The organism is Alsobacter sp. SYSU BS001988, from assembly GCF_054796215.1.
The window spans coordinates 613,472-623,162 of sequence record NZ_JBTAMK010000002.1 but is presented as its reverse complement, the minus strand read 5'-3'; the positions used below and the strand labels follow the sequence as shown (position 1 = coordinate 623,162).

General features: G+C 60.3%; 11 protein-coding genes. 5 read left to right on the top strand and 6 right to left on the bottom strand.

Annotation, left to right across the window (positions count from 1 at the left end):
- Window positions 1-654: 654 nt before the first annotated feature.
- The gene (locus ACYVO7_RS07030; RefSeq protein ID WP_460449103.1) at window positions 655-1,221 is read left to right on the top strand and encodes a DUF4337 domain-containing protein; all 567 of its coding nucleotides are present in this window, start codon (window positions 655-657) and stop codon (window positions 1,219-1,221) included.
- 525 nt (window positions 1,222-1,746) lie between these two features.
- Window positions 1,747-2,109 (top strand): PRC-barrel domain-containing protein, encoded by a 363-nt coding sequence (locus tag ACYVO7_RS07025; protein WP_460449102.1) that lies wholly within the window; start codon window positions 1,747-1,749, stop codon window positions 2,107-2,109.
- Window positions 2,110-2,408: 299 nt separating this feature from the next.
- Here the strand turns inward: ACYVO7_RS07025 and ACYVO7_RS07020 are convergent, their stop codons facing one another.
- Window positions 2,409-3,389, bottom strand: coding sequence for an MBL fold metallo-hydrolase (locus ACYVO7_RS07020; RefSeq protein WP_460449101.1), 981 nt, complete (start codon window positions 3,387-3,389; stop codon window positions 2,409-2,411).
- Window positions 3,390-3,420: 31 nt separating this feature from the next.
- Complete coding sequence (locus ACYVO7_RS07015) at window positions 3,421-3,870, bottom strand: YybH family protein (RefSeq protein WP_460449100.1); 450 nt, start codon at window positions 3,868-3,870, stop codon at window positions 3,421-3,423.
- Window positions 3,871-4,363: 493 nt separating this feature from the next.
- Here ACYVO7_RS07015 and ACYVO7_RS07010 point away from each other — a divergent pair, with 493 nt between their 5' ends.
- Together ACYVO7_RS07010 and ACYVO7_RS07005 are read left to right on the top strand one after the other, a co-directional pair.
- A complete protein-coding gene (locus ACYVO7_RS07010) occupies window positions 4,364-4,576 on the top strand; it encodes a hypothetical protein (protein WP_460449099.1) in 213 nt (70 codons plus the stop codon).
- A gap of 181 nt (window positions 4,577-4,757) precedes the next feature.
- Window positions 4,758-5,021, top strand: coding sequence for a hypothetical protein (locus ACYVO7_RS07005; protein WP_460449098.1), 264 nt, complete (start codon window positions 4,758-4,760; stop codon window positions 5,019-5,021).
- Between the two features lie 168 nt (window positions 5,022-5,189).
- Here ACYVO7_RS07005 and ACYVO7_RS07000 read toward each other — a convergent pair whose 3' ends face one another.
- The 4 genes from ACYVO7_RS07000 to ACYVO7_RS06985 form a co-directional block, all read right to left on the bottom strand.
- The gene (locus ACYVO7_RS07000) at window positions 5,190-5,645 is read right to left on the bottom strand and encodes a cupin domain-containing protein (protein WP_460449097.1); all 456 of its coding nucleotides are present in this window, start codon (window positions 5,643-5,645) and stop codon (window positions 5,190-5,192) included.
- A gap of 82 nt (window positions 5,646-5,727) precedes the next feature.
- On the bottom strand, window positions 5,728-6,012 hold the full coding sequence (locus tag ACYVO7_RS06995; RefSeq protein ID WP_460449096.1) for a hypothetical protein: 285 nt from the start codon (window positions 6,010-6,012) through the stop codon (window positions 5,728-5,730).
- Between the two features lie 199 nt (window positions 6,013-6,211).
- Complete coding sequence (locus ACYVO7_RS06990; RefSeq protein ID WP_460449095.1) at window positions 6,212-6,775, bottom strand: hypothetical protein; 564 nt, start codon at window positions 6,773-6,775, stop codon at window positions 6,212-6,214.
- A gap of 17 nt (window positions 6,776-6,792) precedes the next feature.
- Complete coding sequence (locus ACYVO7_RS06985) at window positions 6,793-8,577, bottom strand: adenylate/guanylate cyclase domain-containing protein (RefSeq protein ID WP_460449094.1); 1,785 nt, start codon at window positions 8,575-8,577, stop codon at window positions 6,793-6,795.
- A gap of 321 nt (window positions 8,578-8,898) precedes the next feature.
- Here ACYVO7_RS06985 and ACYVO7_RS06980 point away from each other — a divergent pair, with 321 nt between their 5' ends.
- Complete coding sequence (locus tag ACYVO7_RS06980) at window positions 8,899-9,273, top strand: recombinase family protein (protein WP_460449093.1); 375 nt, start codon at window positions 8,899-8,901, stop codon at window positions 9,271-9,273.
- Window positions 9,274-9,691 lie beyond the last annotated feature (418 nt).

Genomic DNA, 9,691 nt, shown 5'->3' with positions numbered 1-9,691 from the left:
TGCTTTGCTAGAACGGCCGGGTCGTTCGATGGTTGCTCGGCGACGCGGGCCACGATGACGGAACAATCAATGACGGCGAGGAAATCTAACGCCTGACACTGATCTATCCCCCCGACAAACGGGAGGGCCTTGGGAAGCGCCGACCAGCGGGACTAGCTCGGCGGGCCGGACTGTTCGGGTTGGCCCCTTAAGCTCTCGGTGGAACTCGCTGGACCGATGCTGTTCGCCCGCTGGAGGATCGACTGAGTTAGGGGTCGAGGACATGAACGATCTTTCGGCTGGAGCGCTCGGCAAGCACGATCCTGTTATTGATAGGGAGGTGGCAAACGCGGCAGAGATGTTCTGCCCGCTCGTCGAGCCGACGGTTTGGGCCCGAGCAGGACTGAGGGTTGCTGCAATAACGCCAATGTGCAGCCATATTGGCCGGTGATGCCAAACGGTGATCTCATTTGAACCTACGCCTCCGCTGAGATGAACCCCAGCCCCGCTCCAGAGTTCCTGATCTTTTTCGTTATGTAGATGAACGCATGTTCAGCTATCGCGGCTTCATCGCCGCTTGCCCCTTTCCACGCGCTGAAGCAGGCCATACTGAAGCGGCACGTGGTCCGCCCCATTGAGTTTTCCCCCGCGCGACCGCGTTTCAAAGGAGGTCCAATGTCTGAACATGCTGGCGTGGAAAGCGCTCACGGCAACAAGCGCGTGGCGCTCCTGATCGCGGTGCTGGCCCTGTTCCTGGCCCTCGCCGAGACAGCGGGTAAGAACGCTCAGACAGAGGCGCTGGCGGCCAATGTCGAAGCCTCGAACCTGTGGGCGTTCTTCCAGGCCAAAACGGTCCGTCAAACCGGCGTGCGCCTCGCCAGTGAGTTGGCGGCCCTCCAGAATCCCGCCCCTGAGAGCGAGCAAGCCGTGAAGGCAAACGCGCAACTTGCGGACTGGAAGAAGACCATCGAGCGCTGGGAGACAGAGCCGTCCACGCAGGAGGGCCGTCGCGAACTCTCCGCCCGGGCCAAGTCGGCCGAACACAAGCGCGACACCGCCCAGGCGCGGTACCACCATTACGAGGTCGCGTCGGCTGCGTTCCAGATCGCCATCGTGATCGCCTCCGCCACGGTGATCACCGGCATCGGGGCTCTCCTCTGGCTTTCTGGAGGGCTTGGGGTAGCCGGACTGGTGTTCGCCGCCATCGGCCTGTTAGCACCGCACGCGGTCCATGTTTTTTGACGTTCGTAGATCAGATGAAACAAGGGGTTCGGGCCGCTGGAGGATCGGTTCGGTTGCCGGATCATCCCGCGCCGGACCCGTCAGGGACGAATCTCTGCCCCAGAGTTGACCGGCCGGACGCTGGCCACCAGCAGCGCTGCCTAGTTGGCGAGGCCGCGTACTTACGGGTTCAGCCCGATCCAGACGAACGCGATCATCAAAATGAATGCAAAGAGCGCCATTACGAGTCGCGGGACTTGATCCTTGCCGAGGCGCATCCCCACGATCCTTTTGTGAATTTCCAACCTGAACGACGTAGAGAGACAGTTTCGCTTGGCCTTCGGTCAGCGGAAGGCTGGACCGTCAGGTGCGGGCAGTCGCGCTCCAAAATAGCACCCGGCCGCGATGTTCTTGACACAAATTGGGAAGGGGCCATCCTCATCCACGTCGCAAATTCGGCCGCAGCGCTTTTGCAGCGCTGGTCGGAGAGAAGCGGTTTGATCCTTCTTGTTTTCTGATGCGGAGTCAGATCCTGAGGAGGTCGCCATGATCGGAACTCAAGAATCCCAACATCATCGCTTGATCGCGAGCGACCGTGTCGAGGGTAGCCGCGTGTTCAACAAACATGGACAGCGAATAGGGACGATCAAACGCCTGATGATCGACAAAACCTCCGGCAACGTAGCCTACGCTGTGATGACCATCGGCGGCCTGATCAGGCTCGGCAAGCGCGTCCACATTCTGCCCTGGAGCGCATTGCGGTACGATCCCGTGCTAGGTGGCTATCGCACGAATCTACCAGCGAAGTTCAAGGCGGCCCCCCCGACAGAGTTTTGCGGCCCGGCCTTGCCTCGGGTCAAAAACTACGATGTAGCCAGCCCCCCAGAGGATACGCCCTGGCTCCCCTAGTTGGCTGCACAGCGATGGGCTGGGCATTATGGTCCATCTGCGACTGACGGCGCGCTGGAGGAAATTCTGGCGGATCTCCGACCGCGTCATGCCACGCTCACGGACTTGAAACCGGCCCAAGCACTCGCCGTGCTACGCCCCGGTCTGCCGTTCATCATCGTCAGTGGCTATGCCGAAATCCGGACCGGTGGGGGCGAACCGCATCTCCAAAAGCCGCTCACGAAGGCGGATCTCCAGCGGGCTCTGGCGTGGGGTCTGGATTGCGTCCGTATCCAGGCACCAGCCCCAAAAGACGAGCGTCACCCCAAGCGATAGGTTTTTCCGACCGCTGAAGGCATGACCAAGTCCCCGAAAGTCCTTTCCAGGGCATTGATGGCGCGCCACCCGGTGCAGTGGCCCACAGCAAGGCTCTTCAGATCGAAGCTTTTCAGGGCCTCGACGGTGTCCGGTATGATCTTCTCGGTAACGCCTGACAGGTGCAGGCCCCCCATGATGCCGTACAAGGGCACGTCCGGGAAACGCTCGCGTGCGTGACGGAGAACGTTAATGATCCCGGCATGGGAGCAGGCGCTGAACACGTAAAGGCCCTTGCCATCCACGTTCACGGCGACAAACCGCTCGTCTATGATGAGGGGGTCATGCTCCCAGCCTGAACAGTCCTGCGTTCGTCGGTATTGGGTGGGGAAGCCCACTTCGAACGGAGTGACGCGGGGGATCTCACCGCTGACGTAGAACGCGCCGTCCAGCAGGACCTGAGGCTCGGTTGTGCACGTAACGCAGGCTCCATTGGCCTCAAGGAGGTCAATGCTGGGCACGTCCTCCATGGGACGCATAGAGCCGTCATGAGCCATCGTCGCTCGCCTGCTAAACATGCCAGGGTGCATGAAAGTGGGGACGGCTTTGCCGCCGTTGGCCAAGCAGATCATCTGGAGCGCGCGGGGCATCGCTCCGGCATGGTCCCAGTGCCCATGCGACAGCACCAGGGCATCCACGCTCCCGAGGTCCACCCCCAGGCGAGTGACGTTGCGCTCGAAGACCCAGTCCTCTGGGCCGGTGTCGAACAGCAAAGTTCGTTCAACCCCGCCGCGCCGGGTGGTGATCAGACAGGAAAGCCCATGGGCAGCGCAGCACAGACATCGTCCGGAGAGCGAGCGCATGCCGCGACGCCAGTGCGACGCCATCTCGGTTTCCACCCAGGCAGGCGTGGACGAGAGACTGTCGGTCGCGTTATCGACCAGAACAGTGACTTTAAGCCGCTCCACAGGCTCTAGAACCGCCATTGCGCTCTCCCGCTCGCAGGTCGTCCATCATTCAGTCGCTGGGCTGCGAGAGTTCATTGTTGGTGTTCCACATGTCCGTATTGATCAGCCAAAGGTCGCCAGACTTCACCCATATGGCAAGATACTTTCCTTCGACGGTCTGGGGCTGCGGTCCCTTGCTCTTGAACCTGAATGTGCCGATCTCGCGGGCAGAGGTCGCCCCCAGAGTTTGCACATCCTGGCTGGTAAGCCAGAGATCGGAACCGAAATCGCCCATTCCCTTCCAAAACGCCTGGATGGCCTTGTAGCCTTGCAGCATCTGGCCACCGGGCGGCGGGATCATAGCCTCGGGCTGATACATTTTGGCGGCCAAGGCGAAGTCGCCGTCGTTCACGGCCGCGACGAACTTCTCGTTCAGGGCCTGAGTTTCAGCTTTGTCCTGGGCATTTGCTGCGAGGGGCGCGATTAGCGCAACGGCAGCGACCATGGCACGGAACGACATTGGACTCTCCATTGCACGCTGTTGAGCAGAAGTCTCGTCACCATGTCTGGGCAGGGCCGAGAGTTTTGTAGCTTTCTGGCAGACCCGACCGCCGTGTCCGCTACACGGCGGTTTAGATTGGCCTCTTAGACTCTGCACACACCAAGTTCCGTTCCCGAGCATGGCCACCTTCGGGTTGAAACTTAGCAGCGCATGACAGCCTTGATGTCGTGAGCGTTTTGGGCAGCGACAAAACTTGAGAACAGAGCTTTGGCCTCGTCCTCCCCGCCTGCGTGCGCCACTCCGGCGGTAACAAGCAAAAAAGCTGAAACGCGGACGAGGTGAAGCATGAACTTACCCTCCGGCTCGACATCACGAGGGTACGCCTGAAGTGAAGACGAGTCTCGCTTGGTGGCGGAGCAGCGAACACCGTTTTGTCGAACCGCCGAAAGTCAGTAAGGACAAGCGCTAACAGGGCTGATCCGAATTGCGAAGTTGACGCTCGTGGTTGCGCATGCGCTACCATCTGCACCAAAAGATCGCAGGTCACCTGCTGCTTGACCCACACGGGTTTGAGGCGGCGCAAGCCGACGCCGTCAATAGGGTTCAGCAGCACTTCACCGACCTCCAACAAAACGAGTTCCTTTCGCCGTTCTCAGTCGCACTTGAGACGGCGAATGGACGCTCCGTCCTGATCCTGTTCTTTGATACCAAGCCCCGAGGATGACAGGAGCACGTCCCAGACGTGCCGCCACGCGCGATAGTGATTACCTGCGCGCGTGCTTCTGGTGCAAGCCCACAATTGGACAATTTGGTTCAGTGGGAAACTATCCTCCGCAATCATACCAAGGGTGCTCCGAGAAACCCTTTCGTCTAAGGGGTAGCTCCAGGACAGGAAGGAGCAGTTCATGCCTCCAGAGCCAGCTTTGGTTGTCACAACTTCGGAAGCGGTAGCGGACGAAGTTCGCTCCATGCTTCGAGGCGAAGGGATCGCACAGGTTGAGGCAGCAGCAGGTTGGAGTAGCGCGCTCGCTCTGTTCACATGGCACGACTTTGCGTTGGTCGTGATCCATGATCACGACGGTACTGGCGCGGAACTGGCTGACGAAATCAGGGTCAGATGGGGGCAGATCCCCACTCTGATTTTTAAGGAGAAGCTGACCCTGAATTAGGGAGCGCACTCAGTACTGCGCCGGTTGAAGGCTGTCGTCGTTCGACGCCGTCACTATCCAGGCGCGGGGTCGTTTGGCTCTCACGCAGCGCCTCGATCTGCAACCGACCTAATTGACCGATCCGGGCAAGAGGTTCTCGGCCACCCTGCCCGGATAGCTCAGCACTGATCACTTCGATGGACCATCTTTCGGATCGATGTAGTCGATCTTGAGCGGTCCCATGCCGTTGATCTGGATGATCGCGCCGGACTGTGACATCGCGAAATGCGCCATCTTGGCGGGCATTTGGACAAATCCGCCCTCGGCGACCTTGGCGGCGGCTTTCGCGTCCAACTTCTCGCCCATCCCGGCCGCGAAATCCCCATCGATCACTGTGATGAGTTCGTCCGTCGGATGCGTGTGCGGGGGGACCTTGTAGTTCGCAGGGAACTTCAGCCGAACCGTGAAGATGCCCTCCTTGGCGGGATCGCCGGACAGGACAACCAACTGCGCCCCTTTCGGGAGGAACGGTGGCGCGGCGCTCCACTTCATTTTGTCGGGATTTGTGACATGCCCGGCGTCCTGGGCGAAAGCTGGACCAGACAGGACGAGAGTGCAGGCACTGACTGCTACCAAGGCGCGCATGAAGCTCTCCTTACAAGCATAGTGACCAGCACAAGCCTTCGCCTGAATTGGAGCCTGTCAACTCGGCACCGTCGCCTCTACATCAGACGAACCAGTAATGATGGTGATGGGTCAGGGCGGGCTCCAGGAGCCCCACAACGCCTTCCACGACGGCCACGTCTGCCAGAATGCGTTCAGCCGGTGTCTGGGCTTGCTGGAGCGCCAGATCGTGCTGGTAGAACAGGGCGTCGTAGGCGTCCACGGGCGCGGGAAAGGCTGGAACAGGCGTGGTGCCGCCAATCTGCCCGGCGCTGAAGTTGAGCCCACCGTAATTGCCGTAGGTGAGCGTCCCGTCGATGATGTGGAAGTTGCTCAGGTTTGGGAACATGGCCCGCCTCCTTGTGATGGAGGCTAATCATGCTGTGGCGGCATTGTGTCCGGAGTGGGTCGAACAGCCTTAGTAAAAGCGGTGCGGCGGCCGATCCACCACGGGCAGGTAGGTTGGGTCCAGGAGCTTGATGCGCTCCAATTGGCCGTCGAGAACCTGGGGCCTTTTCACGGGGCCGGACCTGTAGATCAGGCCGCCGTTAGTAGCTTACTGGGGCCTCCGCCAGTGCCTTGGGATCGGTGCGAATAAGAGTCCCAATCCTGTCACACAGCCGTTCCCGCGACCATGACGAGATGCCCTTGATCTCAGCCATCCATTCTTCCACCATCGTCATGGTGATGGCTTCGCTCGCCAGCAAGTCAGGGTTCTGCGCCAGGAAGAAGATCATGAAGAAGTGCATGTGGCTGCCGATGCCGCCGGTCAATGAGCGGTAATTCTCGATGCTGCCGAATATCACCAGATCGGTCATGGCCACCAGATCTGGAACCTCCAATACAGCGTCCGGATCACGATCCGCATGCTTCAGGAAGTTCGCCACGCGGGAGGTGGCCTTGAAGCCCTCTTCCAGCCGCTTCCCCTCCATCATCCGGCGATAGCTCCGAGACATCGTCAGCCCCTTGGCTTTCTCATACTCGTTCAAGAAATTGTGGGCCGAGGTCGCCAGAAGGTTCGCGGCCAGCACGTCCTCGCGGAAGATGATCATCCGGATCGCCGCTATCAGGAGCCGCTCTACAGCCTCCAGCTTGTTCAACGTCTCAGCCATGCTAAGACCCGCCCCTTCTACTCTGGGATGCCTACAGCCCTCAAAGCCGCGAAGATCCGCTCGCGAAACTGCGGGTCGCGTTGCGCGTGCTGACGCTGCGCGAGAGTGACCGTTTGCTTTGGGTCCTGGGTAAGCAGCTTCTGCCCGACCACTACCGCCTCGTCCCCCCGGCCAAGCTCTACCAAAGCTATTATCAGACCTCGCAGTGCTGCTCCATACGTGGGCGTTGTTTGAAGGGCCTTCCGAGCCCACCGCATTGCTTGTTCAGGGCAAGCACCAACTAAGTAGGCAAAGCACAGTCCAGTTTCCATCCCGCTCATAGTAGGATCGAGAGGATTCAGGCGGATCGCCTTCTTAAAGTGATCGACCGAAACGCGCCAGTCGCCCACCCACATGCGTACCCACGCGCTGTTTCTAAGAGCAGCCGCACCATTCGGGTCCAACAGGAGTGCACGGTCCGTCGCTGCGAGTGCTACCTCGTAGTCATGCGCCAGATAGGCCAACACGATTCCCACCCTGCCCAATGTGATTGGATCATCTGCATGGTCCGCCCATGCCTCGCGGGCCAAGCGGATTCCGGTCTCGACCTCCGTCTGGTTCCCCCAGTTCTGGATAACTCGAACATTGTAGAGGAGTGCCGCTAAAGCTTTGGCCGAGGAGTAGGTCGGGTCCAACTCCAGAGCGCGACTGAGCAGCCGCAGGGCATCATCATTCGCAGACTTAGTGAGCGTATAATAACGTGCCAGGGCCTGCATGTAGAGGTCGTAAGCGTCGAGATCATTGGTCGGCTTCGCGGAGGACCGCTCGATCTCCGCGCGGCTGATGGTCGGCTCAATGGCTCCGACGACGCTCTCCGTGATACGATCCTGCAAAGCGAAAATGTCGGCGAGATCGCCGTCGAACCTGTCAGCCCAGACATGCCGCCCGTTGGCGGCTTCAATCAACTGCCCCGTGACCCGAATCCTGCTCCCGGCCTTTCGGATGGAACCCTCCAGCACGTAGCGCACTCCGAGTTCCCGTCCGACCTGTCGGATATCCACGGACCGGCCCCTGTAAGTGAAGGATGAGTTCCGAGCGATGACGAAGAACCAGCGCACTCGGGACAGGGCGGTGATGATGTCTTCGACCACCCCGTCCGCGAAGTACTCCTGCTCCGGGTCGCCGCTCATGTTTGCGAACGGGAGTACGGCCAAGGATGGCTTGTCAGGCAAAGGGGGATTACGGGTCTTGGTGTGATGTCCATTGCCGACGAGCGATGATGCTGCGGCACTGAGTGGCCAAGCAAACGCGCGGACTGGACGAGTTATGTTCTTCAGTACTCGCGTCCCGAGATCGTTGAAGTCCGCGCGCACCTTCCCGTGCACCTCTTGATGCACCTTCTCCGAGATCACGATTCCACCGGGCTCAGCAATGGCCTCCAACCGAGCCGCTACATTTATCCCGTCACCGAAAAGCTTGACCCCGTCATCGAGCACATCGCCTAAATTTACCCCAATCCTGAATTGCATGCCCCGCGCAGGTGGCGCGGACGCATTTCGGTCTGACATCGCCGCTTGAATTGCCAATGCGCACTCGACCGCCGAAATAGCACTTGCGAACTCAGCGAGTATTCCGTCCCCTGCTGTGTCAATGACCCGGCCATGGTAGCTGGTTATTATGGGGAAGATCGCAGCCTGATGCGCTTTCAAGTCGCTCACGGTTCCGTCTTCATCGGCTCCCATGAGCGCGCTATAGCCCGCGACGTCGGCGGCTATGATCGCTGCCAGCTTGCGCCGTAATCCAGTGCGCTTGTTTTCAGCCACGTAGATGTGCCTCGCTCTCGCCGGTTAGGGCGATGGTGAGAGACAGCGGTCACCTACGCAAGCGGAAGGAGGCTGCCAGCCTTCACTCTGCATCGGAGTGATACGGCGCGCGGCAGCGGACGGTCATTTCGATTCTTAGCGGCGGACTTTCTGAACGTCCGACGGTCGGACGTTCAGAGCCGTGCGACATGCGTTGGCCAAATAGCTGAGCGTTTTTTCACTGGCTCTCAAAACCGTTCGTTTCCGGGCTTCTCAGATCGCTGCCGGGTCGGAGTCCCACGACGCCTTGCAGCCGCTTCGCAAAAACCAGTTGCAAAAGGTATGGCTCGGGCGAGGCTGTTTGTGACGAGTTTTGGGAGGGACTGCATGCTCATTGGGGTCGCACGGGTCAGCACGCAGGGACAGGATCACGCACTTCAAATGGACGCTCTCAAGGCGGCGGGATGCGAGCGCATCTTCTGCGAGACGATCAGCGGCATGAAGAAGGATCGGCCTCAGCTTCAGGCGGCGTTGGAGTTCGCGCGGGAGGGCGATGCGATCGTCGTCTACAGCCTGTCGCGGCTGGGACGTTCGCTCAAGCATCTGATCCAGGTCGGCGAGGAACTTCAGAAGCGCGGCGTTGGGCTGCTGCGTGCCACCGATCGAGTAACGTCGCGCCCGGCTGGAAACGACAAAGCCCGTCACCGGGGGCGGTGACGGGCTTCGAGTGTCGCATCGCAGTAACAACCTCAAAGTGCACTGACCTGGTTAACAATCTGTTGCGCATGGCCCCGGTGAGCCGGGAACAACCAGGCAGCCCGCGCATTGCCTAAGCGCATCATTCCATCGAGTGATGCGCCCCCACTCTTCGCCCCGCACTCGCTGCGGGGCTTTTTCTTAGCCGGCGCAATCAGACGTAGCCCGAGTGCCGCGGTCCGAGGTCGAAATCAGAACGGTCGGTAAATTTCCGCAGCCCCCGGAGGCTCGCTGTGCGGCTGCAGCCCGAGGAGCGGGCGCTCTTCAGGCCCAGCCTGTCCGAAGGCCCGGCCGCTTTTGGTCGCACTTGGCCGATTGGATCAGGGGTCAACGTCGGGCGGCCTGATCACCCGCGACCGATGGCCCTGCAAAGTCTCCT